Genomic DNA, 19,454 nt, shown 5'->3' on the forward strand with positions numbered 1-19,454 from the left:
CCCGACGGGCCGCGCGCGGACACCCGCACGCCCGCTCGCCTTCCCCCTTCCGGTAATGCGCTGCCGCCGCCTTTCCCGGCCCGCCCGACCAGCTCGCCAGCGCCGGAGAATGCCGCGTGCCGGGAAAGCGCGGTCGCGGGCATCGAGCCCGCGCCCGCGCTGCTGCCGCGCGACTGTCCGATGCGGTATCGAGTACCGCTGAACAGGAACCCATTTTGTTGGCGGGGAAGCGCCGGGCCGGGCATCGAACCCGGCCCGGCGCTGCTGCCGCTGGCAGATCCTTGACGTCACCTCGCACGATGTCGGCCATGCCACCCCTGCCGACCAGCGACGTGCCCGTCGCACGGCATGTTGGAGAGGAGCGGGAACGGGAAGAGCGGTTCCAACGAAGGAGGTCGAGATGACCATCACGTTCCGCATCGATGACGGCCATGACGTACACGCCGTCCCGCCCGCCGAAATCACCCGCGACCAGCTATCCGTCCTGTGCGATTACCTGCGCGCCCAATCCGAGCGTCTCGGCTACCCGCTTATCGCCCACGAATGGGGCACGACCGATGAACCGGAGTTCGCGTTCGAGGCGCGCGTCTGCCCCCTTCCGCTCGCTTCGCTCAGCGCCATCCTCGACCACGGCGAAGCCGCGATCGCCGTCCTCGACGAAGCCCAATTCGCCGCGCGGCGCATCCGCGTGCGGCGCGAGGAGAATATCGGGCTGGTGATGATCGAGGTCGCATGGACCCATGACAGCGCACCAGCGCTCAACGTCGCCAATGGCAATGCCTATGCCCTGCTTGAAAGCCTCGGCCTCGATGCCGAGTCCTTCGGCGAAATCCCGCTTGCCGAACTGCGCCGGCGTCTCACCGATCCGGTGATCCACGACCGCCTTACCGCCGACCCCCATCTGTCGCGCTACCTGCCCTCGCTGGTCGCCATGGCCCGGACGAAAACCAATCCGCCTGACGCCAGTCTCGCATGGGCATGAACGCCCTGCCAAACCCCGACTAACCCGTCTTCATTCCGACCCGATACGGGGCGCGCGGCTTCGCCGACGCGCCCCTTTTTTTGCCTGACACCTTTGGAGAACCGACCGGCTACGCGCCGATGGTCCCGGCCGGCTTCAGGCTGACGCCTTCAGCCGCTTCTCGACTTCTTCGACGCCTAGCGTCTTCACCACCCTCATCAAGCCATCGAGCCGGTCGAGCGGCAGCTTGAGCAACCCCGCTTTCTCGACCGACTGGATCGCGGCCTCCCGCAACCTGCCCTGATGCGCCTTGCGACGCTCCGACAGCTTGCGTTCCTCGGCCTCGATCGCGGCCAGTTCGGCGTCCAGTGACTTTGCCATTTCCATCGTCCTTTTCGTCAGGCTGATCGGGCTCTGAACACAGCCACTCTACCCCCGACAATTCACAACGCCAAGCAGCCTCTCGGACCCCAGCGAAAGACCCCACGATGATATCGGCCGACGCCATAAACCCCGGCGTGCGAAGCACGCCATCCAGCACCCATTTCCGCCTCACGTCGGACCCGATCCTCGGTGAAACCGGGACACGGCCCGGAGCTACCCGGAGCACCAACCAGCACCGATACAGCACGGAGGATATGGGACTACAGTAGTGCACACCCTACGCAAGCTTCGCTTGCCTTTTCCCGAGCAATTTCAACAGGTTAGCAGATGACGAATGAGGGTCACAATGTGTTACGCTTTGTGGCACAACGTAACACACTCAGAAAACCGCAGAAAACCGCGCTTTTTGCGTGTTACGATGTGGCACGATTTCGAGGCGCAAATCAACGAGCGGCTTGAATGAGCATTGAAGACCCGCTAAAAACTACACCACGGAGTGCCCACCAGCCCCCCTGCTAGGGAGCTGGTTCTTGAGTACCAAAACACACTGCACGGTCCGGATCCCGCGGGATCTACGTGACCAGGTCGATGCGGTAGCGGCACGCCAAAATCGCAGCACGTCAGACGTGATCCGATTGGCGATCGAGCAATTCGTCGCCGGTGCGAAGCGTGCCGACGACAGCCAGCTCCGCCACATGCGCGTGACCGAATATACGCAGATCGCGCTCGACGCGATCATTCGCGAAAACCACCCCGAATTGCGCGACCATTTGATCGCCCAGACTGACCTTCGGATGGAGCAGTATCATGGCGCGCGATGACCCCAAGGCCATGCGGCGTGACATCCGCAATGACGGCCGTCCTATCCCTCAGGAACACCACTCGGCGCGAGGCGAACTCCCCCGCAATTCGGGCAACTTCACGCGTGGTTCGCAGCTCCTAAACACTCAGGTGCTGATGTGGCTGCAGGGGGCCAAATTGCCGATCCTGATGTGGCTCGGCGTGTTCGCTCTCGCCTACGTCATTATCCTGTCCATCACCCTCGATGAAAACAACGTCCAGCTGATCTGCATGCGGGTTCTAGCGGGTCTCTGGAATTGGGTCGCCCTGGACAACCTGAAGCAGGTCGATTTGCGGATGCCCGACAACAGTCTGCACCGCACGATCATGGGCTATGTGCCCTACGTTCCGGAAGTCGCTCGGGCTTGGACGAAAGCCGTCCGCGGGGTGATCGGATCGGCCATGATCGCGTCCTGCGTCACCGTGCCCCTTGCCATCTGGTACGTCGACTTTTCCAAGCGGCGCGGCAAGGCAATGGTTCAGGAGCGTCACGAGCGCGGAGCCATGCTGGTCGAGCGCGATGTCCTCTATGCCGAGATCGTCCAGCACAACAAAATCGAGTTCGTGAAAGAGGCTCAAAGCCTGTTCCCGAACAAGACGCCGGAGCAGGTCCTGAAGCTGCCGTTTGGAGCCCGCAAAGCGGGAGGCATCCACCATCCGTACACGATCGCGGGCATCCCCTACCCGCACCGCCTTGAGCAGTCCCATTCCCTGCTTCTCGGCACGACCGGCGCCGGTAAGACGACCGCCCTCCGCAAGACCATCGCACAGATCCGGCAGCGCCAAGACAGCGCCGTCGTGTTCGATCTGACAGGGGCTTATGTCGAGGCGTTCTACGACCCCGAACGGGACACGATCCTGAACCCGATGGACGCGCGCTGCCCGGCCTGGTCGATCTTCAACGACTGCCGGACCTACAGCGAGTTCACGGCCGCTGCCGCCGCCCTCATTCCGTCCGATGGCGGCTCCTCCGAGCCCTTCTGGGCGCTCGCCGCGCGGACCCTGTTCATCGAGATGTGCATGAAGCTCATCGAGAAGAAAATGACAACGAACCAGGCACTGGCGGACAACCTCATGACGGCCGACCTGAAGCAGGTTCACAAGCACCTAGCCAAGACGATCGCAGACCCTCTGACGGCGCCTGAAGCCGCGCGCATGGCGGAGTCGATCCGCGCCGTCTTCAACACCAATGCGCAGGTCCTGCGCTTCCTCCCCGACGAGGGGCGCACCTACTCGATCAAGGACTGGATGACCGGCGACAAGAAGCCCGGTTCGATCCTCTTCATCACCTCAAATTACACCGATCTCGAGATGAACCGGGCGCTGCTCACGCTGTGGTCGAACCTCGCCATCCACTCGCTCATGACGATGCCGAAAACCCGGTCGCTGCGGACGTGGTTCATGTTTGACGAGCTCGGTGCCCTTCACCGGCTCCCGGCGATCGAAAGCGGCCTGCAGACCGCCCGAAATTTCGGCGGGGCGATGATCCTTGGGCTCCACTCCTTCGACAAGCTGGTGCAGGTCTACGGCGAGGAAAACGCCCGCAATCTGTCGTCGCTCGCGCGCACCAAATTGATCCTGGCTGCGGCCGATCTCGATACCGCGGAGCAGTGCGCCAGATACATCGGCAACCGTGAAATCCGGCAGATGGATGAGGGGTATAGCTACGGCTACAACAACACCCGCGATGCCTCGACCCTGACGCCTCGGAAGCAGGTCGAGCCGCTGGTCATCCCAGACGACATTACGAACCTTCCATCCATGCACGGCTTCGTCAAATTTCCTGACGGCTTCCCTGCCGCGCGCATCCAGCTCGAGTGGGAGCACTACCCGAAGGTCGCGGAAGGTTTCGTCCCGCGGAAACCGCGCGATCCTGACGCGCCTGCGGCGTCTGGTCGCGGAGGTGGTGGAAAGCCGAACAGCGGTGGTGATGACGGCGGGCGTGGGGAGTCGCTGGCACTGTCGGAGGAGGAGGTAGAACCGGCCAACGTCGCGAACAATCTCGCCGCGAATATCCTCTCCCAGCCCAGCGAAGGGGAGGTCGATAACTCCCGTGACGGCCCATCGTCGGAGGCGACGGTGGTGAGCAGCACCGAAGCGGGATCGCCGGCCGATCGCGGCCGGACCAGCGATGATGAGCGTGACGACCGGGCCCGGTCCATGGATGGGCGCAGCGCCCCTGCGCGCAGCGACGAACGGTTGCGTGACGATCCGACACCGACCGCGGAGCGGCCGGAGGATCTGTCCGTCCGCGAAGCGCGTGACGCCTTCCCTGAAGACGACGGGATCGGGCTGTAACGATGCACTCGATCGCTACCGTGAAATCGGCCTCCGGCGCGGCGAAGTATTTCACCAAGGACGACTATGTCGCAGGTGATTATTACACCGACGAGAAGGCTGGAGACGTCAGCCTTTGGGGCGGGGAAGGCGCCGCCACGGCAGGCCTTACCGGCGCGGTCAGCCAAGAGGCTTTCGCGAAGGCACTGCATGGCGAGCTGCCTTCAGGAGAGAAGGTCGACCAACGAGAGGGTCGGCGGCCGGGGTACGACCTCACCTTCTCGGCACCGAAGTCAGTCTCGCTCATGGCCTATGTGGCAGGGGACAAGCGTATCCTCGGCCCGGACGGAGCCCATACCAAGGCGGTCCAGCAGACGTTGTCATGGATCGAGAAGAACCTCGCTGAAACGCGCATCACGAAGGACGGCAAAACGGAGGCGGTGAAGACCGGCAATTTGGTCTACGCACTCTTTCAGCACGACACGAGCCGCGCGCTCGATCCCCAGCTCCATATCCATGCGATCCTGGCCAACCTGACGAAGGGGCCGGATGGCGAGTGGCATGCGCTCCACGCTGACAAAATCTGGGCGAACAACACCGTGATCGGCGCAATCTACCATGCGTATCTCCGCAATGAGTTGGAGAAGCTCGGCTACCAACTTGTAGCGACCGGAAAGCACGGCACGTTCGAGATTGTCGGGGTGCCCAAGGACGTCCTCGAGACCTTCAGCCAGCGCCGTGAGCAGATCCTCGAGAAGGCGGCCGAGCTGGGTATCGTATCACCTAAGGGGCGAGACGGTGTCACCGTCACAACCCGCGATCCCAAACTCAACCTCGAGGATCGGGACGGCCTGGTCCTCGACTGGATGAAGGATGCAGCCGCAGCCGGTTGGGACGGAAAGGCGCTGCTTGAGGGTGCGATGAACGCCGCCGCGAAGATGGAGCAGCGTGAGAACGCCGGGGCTATTGGCCGCAGCTACAATGCCATCGCAGACGCCGTGAAGGTGGCGAGAGAAACGGTGTCGGGCTTGATGCGTTCGCCCGACCCGCTCGTCGACCGCGGTTTCGTGCGAATGGCGCAGAGCGCCGGGCAAGCCAACGCGCAGCTCGCCGTTGCCTCGGCGATCCGGACCTTGGGCCAGCGCGAGGCGGCATTCGAGAAGAACCAGGTCGCCAAGAAGGCACTCGACTTCAATTTGAAGGGCGTGACGATCGATCACGTCGAGGCGCGCATCGATCAGCTGACCGAGAAGGGCAAGCTGCTTGCCGGCGAGATCCGTAGCAGCGCCGGGATGGTGGCCGCCGTAACGACGCCGGAATCCCTCAGAACCGAGGAACGGATCCTTGAGCGAGTAGAGGCCGGCAAAGGCACTGCGACACCGCTGGTTGCCCCTTCGGAGGCACCAGACCGCCTACAGGCCGCCTCCCCTCACGCGCTGAACGAAGGACAGCTTGCAGCCGCAACGCTGGTCGTGTCCTCGCCTGACAAGATCGTCGCGGTGCAGGGCATCGCCGGCGCGGGCAAGTCGACGATGCTCCAAGCTGTCGCACGCGTGGCGGAATCTGAAGGCAAGTCGGTGCTAGGCCTCGCCTTTCAGAACAAGATGGTCGCCGACATGAAGGAGGGCATGGCCCGGCCCGATGCGATCCCCAATCGGGAGATGTCGGTCGACCAGATGCAGGCCGCCGGCGTCAGCGCCGAGACGATCGCGCACTTCATCTGGCACAATGAGAAGCACGCCATAAACCCGAACACGCCGGCTGCTCAGGCGCGGCGGGACGAGCTGAAGGACACGGTCATCGTCGTCGACGAGACGTCGATGGTCTCCAACCAGGACATGTTGAAGATGCTGACGATCGCAGAGGCGCTCGGCATCGAACGTATCGCGCTCATCGGCGACCGACAGCAGCTGCTCCCGATCGACGCCGGCAAGGCGTTCGCGATGATGCAGGCGGCGATGATCGGCATGGCTCGGATGGATGAAAATCTGCGACAGCAGACCGACCAGCTTCGGACGGTTGCAGCACTCGCCAACGTCGGAAAGGCGGGCCAGGCGCTAAAAGTGCTCGGTGACAAGGTGGTCGAACACCAAGACCCGGCCGCGCGTGCGGCGGAGCTATGGCTCGACCTGTCGCCGGAGAAGCGCGCTGAAACGGCGATCTTCGCCTCCGGGCGCGAAACACGAGCGGACATCAATGATGCGGTCCAGAAGGGCTTGCGGGACGAGGGCACGCTCAAGGGCGATGGCTTGTTCGTTACAGTCCTGCAGAACATCAATTTGACCCGCGAGGAGCTGCGGTACGCCCAATCCTACGAGAAGGGTCAGCAGCTTCAGATACAGGAGGTGATCCCGGAGCTCGGCCTGCGCCGCGGCGTGGCGGAGGTCAGACGCACTTTCGCCAACGGCAGGGTGGAGGTGGTCCAGAATGGGCGCGCCATCAAATTCAATCCCCAGCGCATGGACCCCATGATCGGCAAGGATCGCATGTCGCTCGCGACCTTGGAGACGATCCGCATCCATGAGGGCGATCGCATCAGGTGGACGGATAACGACAAGGACCGCGGGATTTTCAACGCCTCGCTCGGCACCATCACTCGGATCGAGGACGGGAAGGTCACCGTACAGCTGGCCAACAAAGACGAGGTCACGCTCGAGAACGGTGACCGGATGATGCACCGCATGGATCTCGCATACGCCCTGAACATGCACATGGCACAGGGCGTCACGACCAACGACGCGATAGTCGCCATGCGCAGCTTCGAGCGCAACCTGTCCAACCAGCGCCTTTTCAACGTCGCCGTCACCCGCGTGCGGTTCGAGCTGACGATGGTCATCGACAACCTTCAGAAGCTGGACCGACAACTCGACAGCAACCCCGGCAACAAGACGGCGTCGCTCGAGACCCTCGGACGCCTCGATATCGACGGCCCGGGGCGACATACCAAGGCGGCCGACGACGCGCTTAGCGCAGCAGCAGCGACACTCGATCGCGATGACGGGCAGCGGATCATCTTCGACGCATCGCTGACGTCGGCTGACGACCTCCCACCCATGGGCAAGTCGGAGAACGACTACTCGGATCCGAAGCAGATGGAGCGTGACGGCCTCGCGCTCGACCGCAAGGATGACGAGGATCGCCAGAAGCGCCCGGAGACGCGGAAGGACGACGAGCTGGGAATGCGCCCGCTCGACATGGACGATTTGAGCTCCCTGCCCGCGATGCCTGGCCACGGCGACCAGCTGCCGGGGCTCCCTCAGAAAAATCTAAGCCTGGATATGTGAGGAACGCCATGAGCCCGATATTTCAGAGCAAACCCACGTCCGAAGAGTTGCGCAGGCTCGCGCATGATCTGCTCGCTATTCGAGCCAGTCGGTTTTCGAGTGGCGACGCCACCCTGTTTGACGACGAAACCCAAAATGCTCGTATCCTGAGTGACGGAGCGCTCGCCTGTCTGCAGGGTGCAGCCGAACTGGAGAAGAAGGACGATGCGCGCCGATCGATCGATCGGCGCATGATCGTTCAACTCGCCCGGGTCCTAGTCATATTCGCGATCATCGTCGTCGCCGCGCAGCTCATCCCCGGAAGGCCAGCATCATCAAAAGAGGTGCAGTGGCTTTCTATGTCCGAAAACCGGCTATCAGCGGCTGAGAGCGGCAAAACATCGGATTCGATCCCTCTGAGTGCCGTCCGATGATGGACAAGCCCCTCCCCCTCCTGATCGCATTGGTCTCGGCCGTCCTCATCCTGAAGGCGCTAGGTGTTCGAAACATATTCGGTCCACCGCGCCCGGTTGCGAAACGCTTCCTGACCCCGCGCGAGACGGCCATGCTCAACGTCCTCGAGCGCGCCCTGCCGCACTGCCGTATCCATGCGCAAGTCGCGATGGGAGCGCTTCTGCGCGTACCGCAAAGCCCAATGCGGAAGAGCAAGATTTCCGACCGGAATGCCTTTTCGCAGAAGATCGTCGACTTCGTGGCGCAGGATCGTGCGACGGGCCTGATCGTCGCGCTAATCGAGGTCGACGACTGGTCGCATAACCCGTTCAAGGACCGCGTTCGCGACGAAATGACGGCTTATGCGGGATATCGCACGATCCGCGTGCCCGGGCGCGTGCAGCCCAACTTCAACGACGTCATGCCGATCGTCGCGTCGCTGCGACCCCTCCCCGCACAGAACCTTCCCCGCCACGAGGTCATGTAGCCATGGCAATAGCCGAACGATCACGTCCATCTGCCGAAGCCAGCGGATTAGATGACGCTCAGAGCGCCCCTACCAGCCAAGCCGGGGTACACACCCCCGCCGAGGAGCTGGCCGACGATCTTCGCACGAGAGCCTTTCACCTCATGGATGAGCATCCGATTGCAGCGGCTCATTTGGTGCTCGCCGCGGCTTCGATCGCGCCGGAATGTGCGGCCGAGAAGGAGGTCGCAGACGAGTTTTCCTTCGTCATCGCCGACTTCATGCAGCAGCTGAAGATTCTGCATCACCGCGCCGTGACGAAGCGCGCCATAACAACTGGAGCGGCACGTCATGGGGCTTGATGATCGCGACTATATGCGGGCCCGGTATCGGAGGCGCCAGGGTATCGATGACGGCCCGACGATCTGGAACGACAAGCGCGGGCGTGTGGAAATGGGCCAGGGATCGTCATGGACCAACGCAAGATGGCAAATGGCCGGCGTCGGACGTGCGCTACTTCAAGCAATCCTAGTTCCGGCCGTCGCGCTCGGGGGCATGTATGTCATCTATAGGACGTACACCTCGGTGATGACGTCGGCATTTCAGAGGATGATTCCAGTGCCATTCCCGGAAAGCGGCACGGTGTTCACCACACCGGCAACCGACCTTAACCGTCGACAGGGCATTCTAAGGTTTCGCGCTCCAGACAGGCCCAATCATGGCTACGTGGTCGTCTTGAACGACGTCGCGACCGACAAGGATGTGTTGGGGATCTACGTAGCTGGGGGGAAGAAGACGGCAACACCGGTCCAGGTCGGGACCTACCGCGTCAGGATTGCGGAGGGGCTGACGGCCTTCTGGCACGGGAATGACCGCCTTTTCGGCTCGACCACAGCAAAGGAAATGATGGCTCCGGTGAAGGTGGTCGGATCAACAGACAAGACGATCCGGCTGCAGACCGGTCTTGCTCGCGCTCTCGAGGTCAAAGCCGACAGCGCAAAGGGCTTTCTGGAATAGGTCATTTCAGTCGCAACGCACTGAGATAGCAACAAACCTATGGTACACGATCATCGAACGAGGGAGGGATACAATGCGCCGTACTATCGCAATCATGGCATTGCTCGCAGCGTCGGCTTCGCCGGCGCTCGCCCAGAAGGCGGGTAAGGGGGGGATCGGGATCGACGAGAATACGCAGGTTCCACGCTGCGATCGACCCTACGGGACCATCGCGTTGGTGGAGGAGCGCGCCGCTGGAGGAACCGCCGAGGGCATTCCCCCGGGCCTTGCGGCGCTGATGCGGATGGCAGAAGCCCAGAACGGCGGGAGTCAGCGTGTTGATCCGATCCCCCTGCTGAAGCTTCTCGTTGCTCAATCGGGCTGCTTCCAGGTCGTCGATCGTGGAGAAGGCTTCGACGCCCTGCAGCGAGAGCGTCAGCTCGCAGCGGGTGGAAGCGTCGCTGGCGCGAACAACCAAGCCACTCTGAAGGCCGCGGATTACCTTCTCCAGGCCAAGGTGCTCTATTCGGATTCTGATGCGGGTGGCAGCGGAGGCGGGCTCGGCACGATGTTCCCCGGCGGCCTCGGGTTCAAACAGAAGGTCAAGTCGAGCCAGACCATGCTTACCTTGATCGAGGTGAAAACCGGCATCCAACAGGCGATCGCGACGGGCTCGGCCCGCAAAAAGGATCTGTCGATCCTGGGAGGCGGTCTGCTCACCAACGCCGGCGTCGGCGCTCTCGGAGGTGCGTATACCAGCACCGACATGGGCAAGATCACTTCGGTCGCGATGCTCGACGCCTTCGTCAAGCTGACCAATCAGGCACAGACGCGGTTGCCCCAACCAACTGGAGCTTCGATCGGACCGGCGCCCTCCCCGGCGCCTCCGATGGCACCACCAGCGCCGAGGCAATAAGCTTTAGAGGGGAGAGGGAGTTAGCAGGCGAGCGAGAGCATCGCTCGAGAGCCCCCTCCCCCATCGTCGTCAGGTGTCCATATGAAACACGCGCGTATCCAGCAGCGGGACTTCTTCGATCCTGCCCCGGACCTCAACATAGAGCCGCTAGACGCGGCCGAGATGGAGGCGCCGCGTGGTGAACCGATCGCCATCCCTTGCGGCTTCATGACGAAGACCAACGAGCGATGCCAGCGACTGGCAAGCAGGCCCGTCATGCTGGAGGGGCACCAGATGACGTGTAGAGGCCGTCCTATGCTGTTCTGCGACCCCGCCTGCTACAATGCCTCCATGCGCGCCGACGTGCCGGCAGACGAAACCATCACGGATCCGTCAGCGTAGTCGATGCAAACGGCCCCCTCCCCCACTGCGCCGACATGCGGATATTGCGGCAATCGCCTCGGAGCGTGGCCGCCCGCCAGTCCGGTTGAGCCGTGCCGCGTCTGCAGAAGGCCGACGATGTTTGTGCCGATCCCGTGGAGCCAACCTCGCCGTCTCCTGATGTCCGGTCTCCTCGATGCTGGCGCATCGCTCTACGGGATCGCGACGGTCTGTCTCGTGGCTGCGTTCGCCATATCGCCGTCATCAGGTCGAGAATTTGTGAAGGCCTTCACCCTGATGCTGTTCGTTATAGGGTCCGTCCTAGCCGTCGACGGGATATTGGCAGTACGTACCGGGATCGACCGCACCTGGTCTACCAGGAGGAAAGGCCGATCGGCTCGCGCGCTGGGCGTCGGGAAGATCCTCGCGTCCAACGCCGCCCTGATGTTGGTCATCGTCGGCATACTGATATAGGTATCGCGAGTGTGCGACCGCGCACCTGTGCACAGGTGCTCACTTGCACGTCTGCGACGTCGCAATTACGCTTCTGTGCACCAGCGCACCCGCGCGTCGATGCACGTATGTCTGGGAGCGTATGCGTGAGCGAGTGCGCTTGGCTCTAGCCTGCCAAGGTCGTGGGGTGCCCTCCCCCCGAAGGCGCCAGCTAGTTCAGAAGCTCCCTTTTCACCCGCCCCCTTAGCGTTGGGGATCGTGCGAAAGCGTTATGCTCCACACCCTGCGATGGAATGAATCACCGGTGCACTGGTGCACAGGTGCGATGCGACCGCCGTGATTGCGTGGCGCATGGCTCTGGCTCGGCCGAGGGACGACAGGTCGCCGACGCGATCTCTGCGACACGGCGCTAAGGGCTGCATTGGCTCGGCGCACTATTGCGATAATGCACTGTCGCAGGTGTGCACAGGTGCGAGGGTGCGTCGTCGCACGGTCGTGATTACGCGATAGTGCGAAGGATCTGTAGTCGGGCTGCTTGTCGTGTGGGTAGCTGATGGATGTTGAACGGGAAGGGCTCACCGAGGATGGTAAGAGGAGGTGCTTAGGGGCGGCCTGACGCCGCCAGCTAAGCGACGCAGGGTAGAGCCCGCACGTGCGAGACCCGCCCCAGAAACCAGTCGGCTCACCGGCGCAGCGTCATTGCTTTGAGCCGAGCTGGCTTGAGCAGCTGTGTTGGCACCATTGAACAAGGTCATTCAACGCAACAACGGTTCAGACACTGGTGCGACCGTGCACCTGTGCACACGCGCGCACGTGCGTTTTCGCGCTTGTGCGCTAGCGCGAGTGTGGGCATACGTACCAACGCAATCGCGCACGTGTGCACAGTCACGACTGTGCATAGGGCAAAGCGAGGATATCAAGATGAAGACAGTGGCTCTCATTGCGCAGAAGGGCGGGGTCGGAAAAACGACGCTCGCGATCCACCTTGCGACAGCTTTCGCCGCTACCGGCAAGAACACCTTGCTCCTCGACCTCGATCCACAGGCCAGCGCAGCCGAATGGAAGGATCATCGCGCGGATGAGACGCCCGCAGTGCTATCGATCCAGCCATCCAGGCTGACAAAGGTTCTCGAGGAAGCGAAGTCGATGGGGGCCGACGTGGTAATCCTCGACACGGCTCCGCACAGCGAGAGCACAGCTCTCGAGGCGGCAAAGGCGGCAGATCTGATCCTCGTACCGTGTCAGCCCACGATCATGGATCTCAGGGCTATGGCGAAGACAGTCGAGCTGTTGAAGCTGGTTGGCAAAACGGCGTTCGCGGTCCTCAACAGCGTGCCTCACCAAGGCACTGGTGGCCAGGAGGCGGCCGAGACGATCGCTTCGTCGTTCGGGCTTCAGGTCGCGGACCCGTCGTTTGGGGATCGCGTCGCCTTCAGCCGCTGTATGATTTCGGGCCAAGCAGCGCAGGAGGTCGAGCCGAACGGAAAAGCTGCCGCAGAGGTGACCGCCTTGTTTGACTGGGTGGTCGCACAGCTGCACACTCGCACACGTGCACCTGCGCAGCGTAAGAAGAAGGGTGAGGCGGCATGACTAGAAAGGTTGGCTTCGCAGCAGGTCTGGGTAAGCTGGGAGAGATTGGCGGCAAGGTTGCGCCAGCGCCGTCGCCTATCGCTCGACCGGCCGAGGCGGTCGAGGCGGGGGAGGGGGACGGGCCTGTTCGGGCGGCGCCGGGCCCTCGCCGGAACGGCAAGGTGAACATTGCCGGTTACTTCGATCCCGCGGTTCGTAAGCAGCTTGCGATGCTGGCTGTCGAGCACGACACCGACCAAGTCAAACTCATGGCGGAAGCCCTGAACCTGCTGTTCGAAAAGTATGGGCGCTCGCCTATCGCCTCCGCTTGAGACAACCCCGCCGTCAGTCGCGGCGACGGTAAAGGCTCAGCGTCGCGCGCTGCATAGCTCGGAGTTGCGCAGCAAGCGCGCTCCGAGCACGCGAGTTTCGCGTTCCATTTGCTCCTCCATCATTGACCAGATGGTACGAGCGGCCGCGCAGTAGCCAGGTACGTCGGCTGCGATCTTGTCGTCGGTCCACCTTTCGATGTGTTTGTCTGAGATGAGCCTCTTAGAGGTGAAGGCGACAAGGAAATCCGACAGCGCAGCACGATCGTCGCTGTCTGCCGTTTCCAGTAAACGCGGAATAATGCAGTCGCTAACAAACGCCGACCTTTCGCGGCTTGCGCGGGTTAGATCTAAGCGAGCCTTTTCCAGACCGGCAATGTTCGCGCAGTCGGTTGCGCAGTGACTCTGAATTAACGTGAGGCCAACCCGGATGACTCGGTGATGCTCCTCAAGACCGCGAAGCAGTTCCTTGTCCATCATGGTTAACCGACGCCTCCCAAATACTGCCAAAAGGCAGCATCTGCTGCGCCGTCTACCGTATCTGGGAAATCAGCTCAGCGATATTGATAACGCCCGTAACGACTGTTGGATCGTTAGCCAGAAGGAATTTTGTTAAAGCCTTGGGAAAACGCGCCTGACGACGGCGTCGACGCTACGGCACAGCGGCTTGGCGAGTTGGAAGGGCAGGGGAAGCCCGAATTGCTGGCGCTCAGGCGATGTCCTCGACAGCGCACGGATCAGTGCCGCTGGCGTCGCCCGACCGTTCGTTCTTCAGGCGGCGAGCAATCTTAGCGAGCAACGTCCGACTGCAGCCCGTGCCGATCATGATCTCGCGCCAGCTCTGCCCATCCTTCAGTGACCGGGCGATCGCGGCGTTGCGGGCAGTGTTCTCAACGCGGCCTTTGTAGAGGCCTGCGGTTCGAGCTCGGCTGACGCCTTCGGCTTGCCGGCGCCGACGATCATCATAATCCTTGCGAGCGACCGCGGCGAGGACGTCGAGCATCATTGCATTTACCGCGGCGAACATCCGAGCTGTGAAGTCGTCGGGGGTAGCGATCAGGTTCCAGGAGGTTGGCAGATCGAGAGACACGATCCGAACCTGGCGTGCCTCGATCTCCGATCGCAACTTGCTCCAATCGGCCGAGCTGAGGCGCGATAGACGGTCGACCTGCTCGACCAGCAACACGTCACCGGGGCCGCAATCGTCCAGTAGTCGAAAAAGCTCCGGCCGGGCGAGGCGAGTGCCGCTCTCGTGTTCAACATAGCGCGATGCGATACGGAATCCATGTGAGGCGGCGAACGCATCCAGCGCTGCGCGAGCGCGGGTCGCATCCTGTTCAGCGGTCGATGCGCGGAGATAAGCCCGGACGAACATGCTTCAGTCCTTTATGAACGGTCTTGTTATGTCCAGTCTTTTTTGAGAGCGCGTTTGACGGAAAAAAGACCGGGCGCGCTCCGGTCTTTCAGAGGTATACCCAAACCGTACCTCCTAAAATGCGTATTTGGCAGAATCGTGGCGGCGTGGCACAACGTACCAGCTGTGACATTAGTATAAGGGACAGACGCAATATCGACATTGTTGTCGTCGGCGGGGGCGTCAGCTATGTTGCGTCAACGTGGTACATCAGGGCTGGCGTGCAAACATGACCTTGCAAATCAACATTACGCCTAACGGGCGCATGAGCCTGCCGGCAGACGTGAGGAAGCGCCTTGGCCTGAGTGGCGGTGGTGCGGTCTACCTTGATGAGACGGAGGACGGCGTGGTGTTGCGGACGGCAAGTCAGGCTGTGGCACGTGCCCAGGCTCTGGCCAAGCAGTACACTGGCGGTAATCCCGACGCATCCGTCGACGCATTCCTTGCCCGACGTCGGGAAGAGAGCGGCGAATGAGCGTGGTGCTGGACGCGTCTGCGATCATCGCGATGCTCAAGGGCGAACGCGGCGCGACAAAGGTCGCGGCTGAGATCGGTGGGGCGCGGGTGAGCAGCGTTAACTATGCCGAGGTAGTCAGTCACTTCGTCCATGCCGGCATGCCCGAGCGCGAAGTCGATGCGATGCTCGATCCATTGCCGCTGACGGTCGTGCCGGCCGACAAGGCACTCGCGCAGATTGCCGGGCGGTTGCGGGCGGCAACAGCGGAGGCGGGACTCAGCCTTGGTGACCGTTTCTGTCTGGCTCTTGCCCGACGGGACGGTCTGCCCGCATGGACCAGCGACCAGAACTGGAAGAAGATCGCCGATGCCGTCGAGGTCAAGGTTGTCGCGATCCGCTGACTTTACATGGTGGCGGGGTAGGGAAGGGGGCAGGACGTCCGGCTCGACAGCCATAACCCACACCGCCAGAAGGTTTCCATGCTACGCCTGATCCACACTGCCGACTGGCAACTCGGCAAGCCGTATGGCCGCTTCGACAGCGACGTGCGCGCTGCGCTTAGCGAGGCGCGGTTCGATGCGATTGACGCGATCGGCAAAGCAGCTGCGGAGCATGATGTCGCGCATGTGCTGGTCGCTGGCGATGTGTTCGATACTGAGGGACCGGAAGACCGCGTGATCGTGCAGGCGGTGTCACGGATGCAGCGCTATGCCTGTACCTGGTGGCTGCTGCCCGGCAACCATGACTTCGCCCGCAACAGCGGCTTGTGGGATCGTGTCCGCGCCAAAGGCGCCGCCAATGTCCGTATCCTCGCCGAGCCGGTGCCATGCGAGCTGGAGCCCGGGCAGTGGCTGCTACCGGCACCACTGACCCACCGGCATAATCTCGACGATCCGACCGCGCTGTTCGACACGATGGAGACGCCAGGCGCGAGCTTGCGCATCGGTCTGGCACACGGCTCGATCCGCGACTTCTCGTCGCGCGGCGAGGCGCAGAACCAGATTGCGCCTGATCGCGCGCAGCGCTCCAACCTCGACTATCTTGCGCTTGGCGACTGGCACGGGAGCTTCCGGGTCGATGCGCGCACCTGGTACTCAGGCACGCCCGAAACCGATCGCTTCCAGCGGGATGAGCCGGGCTACGCTCTGCTCGTGACGCTTGAGGCTGGGGCGGAGCCGTCGGTATCGCCAATCCGTACTGGCAGGTTCCAGTGGCTGATGCGTTCGTGGACGGTTGCCGACGCGGAGGGCTTTGCCGCCGAGTGCGACCGGCTGCTTGCGCAGGTCGAACCATCGGCAACCCTCCTGCAGCTCTCGCTCTCGGGTATCGTCAGTTTATCCGATCGTATCGCGATCCTTGCGCGCCTCGACAATGACCTGCGCCATCGCCTCCGCCATCTGACGGTCACCGCCGACGATCTCGTCGGTCGGCCGAGCGAACAGGATCTGGCAGACCTGCGGGTCGAGGGTATGATCGGCACGGCCGCGGCCAAGCTGATGAGCATGATAGAGGCCGGTGGCAGCGACGGCGCCATTGCCAGGCGGGCGCTCGAGCGCCTGTTCGTGGAACATCAGCGTGGGCAGGACGCGGCATGAGCCTTCGGATCCGGCGCATCGCGCTCTCAAACTTCCGCAAATACCGCGACCCCTTCGTGCTCGACGGGCTGACGGATGGGCTCAACGTCATCATAGAGCCCAACGAGACCGGCAAGTCGACGCTGCTGGAAGCGATGCGCGCCGCTTTCTTCATCCGGCACAACACCGCCAACCGGCTTGCGCGCAGCTATGCGCCTTACGGCGAGGCCGTCGCCCCGCAGATCGAGATCGGCTTCGAGGCGAAAGGCGAGGCGTGGGAAGTCAGCAAGCGCTTCCTGAAGAGTGCTTCGGTCGAGGTTCGGGGACCGAACGGGCGTGCGCAGGGCGAGGATGCCGAGGCGCAGCTGCAAGCACTGCTCGGCGCGCGTCGCGACACCAGCCAGGGCGGCGACGCGGCCGCCCACGGCGCACTCGGTCTGTTGTGGGTCGGGCAGGCGCAGGCGCTTGAAGTGACTGCGCCAGGCGAGATCGTGCGCGACAGCGTTCGCGCTACCCTGGAAGCTGAGGTCGGCACGATCATGGGCGGTGTTGCCTACCAGCGTGTTCGCCCCCGCATCGACAGTCAGTACGCGGAATACTGGACCAACAGCGGTCGGCTGACTGGTCGCCAGACTGCGGCCCGCGACGAGCATGACGCCGCGCAGCGCGCCGCGAGCGAGGCGGCCACTCGGCTTGCCGCCCTAGAGCAGGGCTTTTCCGACCTCGAGGCCGCACGGGCGCGGCTGAAGCTGCTCGACCGCGATCTTGCCGATACAACCGATGCTGAGCAGCGTCGGGCGCTGGTAGGCCAGCTTGACGTGGCGCGCTCTGCCGCTCAGCTGCTCGACACACGCCGCGCTGAGCAGGGCCGCCTTGTCGACCGTGTCAGGGCACTTGAGGATCTCGCATCGCGCCTCGCAATCGCCCGCAAAGCTGTCAGCGACACGGCTACAGCGCTCAGCAAGGCACGGGATAGTCGATCCAGCCTGATCGGGGAGTTGGCGGCCGCGCAGGAACGAGCGACGACAGCCCGTGAGCTGCTAACCCGTGCTCGTGACACTGGGCGGACCGCCCACGCGGCACTTGACGCTGCTCGGATACGGGCTGCCGAGCGCGAGCGCCGGGTAGCAGTCGGCGAGGCACGACGGCGATATGCCGAGCTGGTTGCGCTGGAGGCCGAATACGAAGTGACGCGACAGCTCGCGACTGCGGTGATCCCCACCACCGTCATCAAGGCCCTCGAAGAACGTGAACGTGCCGTGGACAAGGCGCGGGCGGCCGTGGATGCCGGTGCGACGCGGATCGAGTTCGCCGGTGATGTCAGCGGCCTGACGATCGACGGATCTGCGGCGGAGCGTGGAGACCGGATGTTGTCTCGCGAGACGCGCATCCAACTGGGCGATGCCGAACTGATCATCCGTCCGCCGGTCGGGCTGCAAGGCGCCGAGACGGCGCTCGCCAATGCGACCGATGATCTGAACGCGGCCTTGGCCGAGCACGGGGTGGAGAGCGTCACTGCGGCTCGCGCTCGCAACGAGGCCGCGCGAGACGCGGTCGCCAACCTTCGCACGCTCGAGGCGCGGATCATCGGGATCACGCCTGCCGTGACGCTGCTCGGAATCGAGGTGGGCGCGTCGGCCCTGAAGCTTTTCATCGTCGAATTGCAGGAAGGCGCGGAAGGGGAGGGGAGTGGCGAGGAACCAGACGTCGAGGCGCTGACCATCGCGTTAGGTGAGGCGGATACGGCGCTCGCAAGGGCGGAAGGTGTCGATGCAGTGGCATCCGAGCAGTTGCGCGAGGTGGAGGCGCGCAATACTCCATTGATGGTGCAGGAAGCTGGCGCCGAGCGGGATGCGCTGAACGCCGCGGCACAGCTTGCCACCTTGGAAGCCAGGCCCGAGGTGGCCTCGCTTGACGACGCTTTGCGCGATGCGCGCCAGCAGGAGGCGGCAGCGCTCGTCAACCTGCAGGATGCCGAACGCGCAGCGACTGCGCATGACGTTGCTACCATCGAACGGCAGATCGGCCTGCTGGACAAGCGGGTCGAGGTGGCCCGGGCCCAGCGTACCGACCTGGAAAAGGTGATTGCCGGGCTCGAGGCGCGGATCGAGGCGGAAGGCGGCAAGGGGCTGGCCGACCGCGCCGCAGTCGCGCGCGAGGAGGCTGATGCCGCAGCTACCAACCTGGCACGTGTGACGCAGGAAGCCGAAACGCTGAAGTTGCTTCGCGACATGTTGGAGAGTGCGCGCGCCGAGACGTCACGGACATTCGTCGGGCCGGTGGCGCGGCGTGCGCGCCGGCACATCGAACGGCTGCTGCCGGGTGCGAATCCCGGCTTTGGCGACGACCTTGGCTTGGCGTCGATTGCGCGGGGCGGTTTGGGCGAGAGTTGCGGCGATCTCTCCAGGGGCACCCAGGAGCAGCTGGCAGTCCTTACGCGGCTCGCCTTTGCCGACATGCTCCTCGAGCAGGGAATGCCAGTATCGCTGATCCTGGACGACCCGCTGGTCTATTCGGACGATACCCGCCTCGATCTCATGACTGAAATCCTGACGGAGGCGGCAACGCGGATGCAGATCATCCTTCTCACCTGTCGTGATCGCGCCTTCCGCCATCTTGGCAATCGGATTAGCCTGACGGGAGATCGGTAGCGAAACTTACACGTTCTGGTAGGATTACGGCCCGACCGAGTTCGGATGGCAATCGGCGTAAGCGGACGTTCGTTCAGCTACGGCTCGCCGA

Annotated in this window: 20 protein-coding genes; 17 read left to right on the forward strand and 3 right to left on the reverse strand. The window is 63.2% G+C overall.

All coding sequences use genetic code 11. The features are described from left to right. Positions 1-400: 400 nt before the first annotated feature. Complete coding sequence (locus GGQ96_RS16475; RefSeq protein WP_018250421.1) at positions 401-982, forward strand: hypothetical protein; 582 nt, start codon at positions 401-403, stop codon at positions 980-982. Positions 983-1,117: 135 nt separating this feature from the next. Here GGQ96_RS16475 and GGQ96_RS16480 read toward each other — a convergent pair whose 3' ends face one another. After that, entirely contained in the window at positions 1,118-1,342 is a 225-nt protein-coding gene (locus GGQ96_RS16480; protein WP_018250420.1) for a hypothetical protein, read from the reverse strand. A 533-nt stretch (positions 1,343-1,875) separates the two neighbouring features. Between GGQ96_RS16480 and GGQ96_RS16485 the strand changes: the two genes are divergently transcribed. The 12 genes from GGQ96_RS16485 to GGQ96_RS16540 all read left to right on the forward strand — a co-directional run bounded on the left by GGQ96_RS16485 (position 1,876) and on the right by GGQ96_RS16540 (position 13,270). Continuing rightward, positions 1,876-2,166, forward strand: coding sequence for a ribbon-helix-helix protein, CopG family (locus GGQ96_RS16485; protein ID WP_066667201.1), 291 nt, complete (start codon positions 1,876-1,878; stop codon positions 2,164-2,166). Beyond that, the gene (locus tag GGQ96_RS16490) at positions 2,153-4,483 is read left to right on the forward strand and encodes a type IV secretion system DNA-binding domain-containing protein (protein WP_066667199.1); all 2,331 of its coding nucleotides are present in this window, start codon (positions 2,153-2,155) and stop codon (positions 4,481-4,483) included. The genes GGQ96_RS16485 and GGQ96_RS16490 overlap by 14 nt, the downstream gene beginning before the upstream one ends. 2 nt (positions 4,484-4,485) lie before the next feature. After that, positions 4,486-7,746: a MobF family relaxase gene (mobF, locus tag GGQ96_RS16495; RefSeq protein WP_066667194.1), complete on the forward strand. Its 3,261-nt coding sequence runs from the start codon at positions 4,486-4,488 to the stop codon at positions 7,744-7,746. Between the two features lie 8 nt (positions 7,747-7,754). After that, positions 7,755-8,159 carry a hypothetical protein gene (locus GGQ96_RS16500; protein ID WP_022675745.1) on the forward strand — a complete coding sequence of 135 codons (405 nt, stop codon included), beginning with the start codon at positions 7,755-7,757 and terminating at the stop codon, positions 8,157-8,159. Next, entirely contained in the window at positions 8,156-8,665 is a 510-nt protein-coding gene (locus GGQ96_RS16505) for a DUF2726 domain-containing protein (RefSeq protein WP_022675746.1), read from the forward strand. Before GGQ96_RS16500 ends, GGQ96_RS16505 begins: the two co-directional genes overlap by 4 nt. A 2-nt stretch (positions 8,666-8,667) precedes the next feature. Further along, positions 8,668-9,006, forward strand: coding sequence for a hypothetical protein (locus tag GGQ96_RS16510; RefSeq protein ID WP_148291664.1), 339 nt, complete (start codon positions 8,668-8,670; stop codon positions 9,004-9,006). Then, complete coding sequence (locus GGQ96_RS16515) at positions 8,996-9,661, forward strand: hypothetical protein (RefSeq protein ID WP_022675749.1); 666 nt, start codon at positions 8,996-8,998, stop codon at positions 9,659-9,661. The genes GGQ96_RS16510 and GGQ96_RS16515 overlap by 11 nt, the downstream gene beginning before the upstream one ends. Before the next feature lie 73 nt (positions 9,662-9,734). Further along, positions 9,735-10,556, forward strand: a complete 822-nt coding sequence (locus tag GGQ96_RS16520; protein WP_022675750.1) for a CsgG/HfaB family protein — start codon at positions 9,735-9,737, stop codon at positions 10,554-10,556. 81 nt (positions 10,557-10,637) lie between these two features. Continuing rightward, positions 10,638-10,937, forward strand: coding sequence for a hypothetical protein (locus GGQ96_RS16525; protein WP_022675751.1), 300 nt, complete (start codon positions 10,638-10,640; stop codon positions 10,935-10,937). Positions 10,938-11,054: 117 nt separating this feature from the next. Further along, positions 11,055-11,390, forward strand: a complete 336-nt coding sequence (locus tag GGQ96_RS16530) for a hypothetical protein (RefSeq protein ID WP_028657725.1) — start codon at positions 11,055-11,057, stop codon at positions 11,388-11,390. Between the two features lie 900 nt (positions 11,391-12,290). Beyond that, positions 12,291-12,959: a ParA family partition ATPase gene (gene parA, locus GGQ96_RS16535; RefSeq protein ID WP_066667192.1), complete on the forward strand. Its 669-nt coding sequence runs from the start codon at positions 12,291-12,293 to the stop codon at positions 12,957-12,959. Then, on the forward strand, positions 12,956-13,270 hold the full coding sequence (locus GGQ96_RS16540; protein ID WP_022676116.1) for a ribbon-helix-helix domain-containing protein: 315 nt from the start codon (positions 12,956-12,958) through the stop codon (positions 13,268-13,270). Before parA ends, GGQ96_RS16540 begins: the two co-directional genes overlap by 4 nt. A 36-nt stretch (positions 13,271-13,306) precedes the next feature. Here GGQ96_RS16540 and GGQ96_RS16545 read toward each other — a convergent pair whose 3' ends face one another. Together GGQ96_RS16545 and GGQ96_RS16550 are read right to left on the reverse strand one after the other, a co-directional pair. Continuing rightward, complete coding sequence (locus tag GGQ96_RS16545; protein WP_022676115.1) at positions 13,307-13,747, reverse strand: hypothetical protein; 441 nt, start codon at positions 13,745-13,747, stop codon at positions 13,307-13,309. A 229-nt stretch (positions 13,748-13,976) separates the two neighbouring features. Beyond that, positions 13,977-14,642, reverse strand: coding sequence for a recombinase family protein (locus GGQ96_RS16550; protein WP_022676114.1), 666 nt, complete (start codon positions 14,640-14,642; stop codon positions 13,977-13,979). A gap of 268 nt (positions 14,643-14,910) precedes the next feature. On the opposite strand from GGQ96_RS16550, the gene GGQ96_RS16555 reads away from it, so the two are divergent. The 4 genes from GGQ96_RS16555 (at position 14,911) to GGQ96_RS16570 (ending at position 19,363) form a co-directional block, all read left to right on the forward strand. Further along, positions 14,911-15,156, forward strand: coding sequence for an AbrB/MazE/SpoVT family DNA-binding domain-containing protein (locus GGQ96_RS16555; protein ID WP_022676113.1), 246 nt, complete (start codon positions 14,911-14,913; stop codon positions 15,154-15,156). Continuing rightward, the gene (locus GGQ96_RS16560) at positions 15,153-15,539 is read left to right on the forward strand and encodes a type II toxin-antitoxin system VapC family toxin (RefSeq protein ID WP_022676112.1); all 387 of its coding nucleotides are present in this window, start codon (positions 15,153-15,155) and stop codon (positions 15,537-15,539) included. Before GGQ96_RS16555 ends, GGQ96_RS16560 begins: the two co-directional genes overlap by 4 nt. Before the next feature lie 78 nt (positions 15,540-15,617). Continuing rightward, entirely contained in the window at positions 15,618-16,733 is a 1,116-nt protein-coding gene (locus GGQ96_RS16565; RefSeq protein WP_184116616.1) for a metallophosphoesterase family protein, read from the forward strand. After that, positions 16,730-19,363: an AAA family ATPase gene (locus GGQ96_RS16570; protein WP_022676110.1), complete on the forward strand. Its 2,634-nt coding sequence runs from the start codon at positions 16,730-16,732 to the stop codon at positions 19,361-19,363. Before GGQ96_RS16565 ends, GGQ96_RS16570 begins: the two co-directional genes overlap by 4 nt. Positions 19,364-19,454: the final 91 nt, after the last annotated feature.

This window comes from Sphingomonas abaci (assembly GCF_014199625.1).
In the GTDB taxonomy this organism is placed as follows: Bacteria; Pseudomonadota; Alphaproteobacteria; order Sphingomonadales; family Sphingomonadaceae; genus Sphingomonas; species Sphingomonas abaci.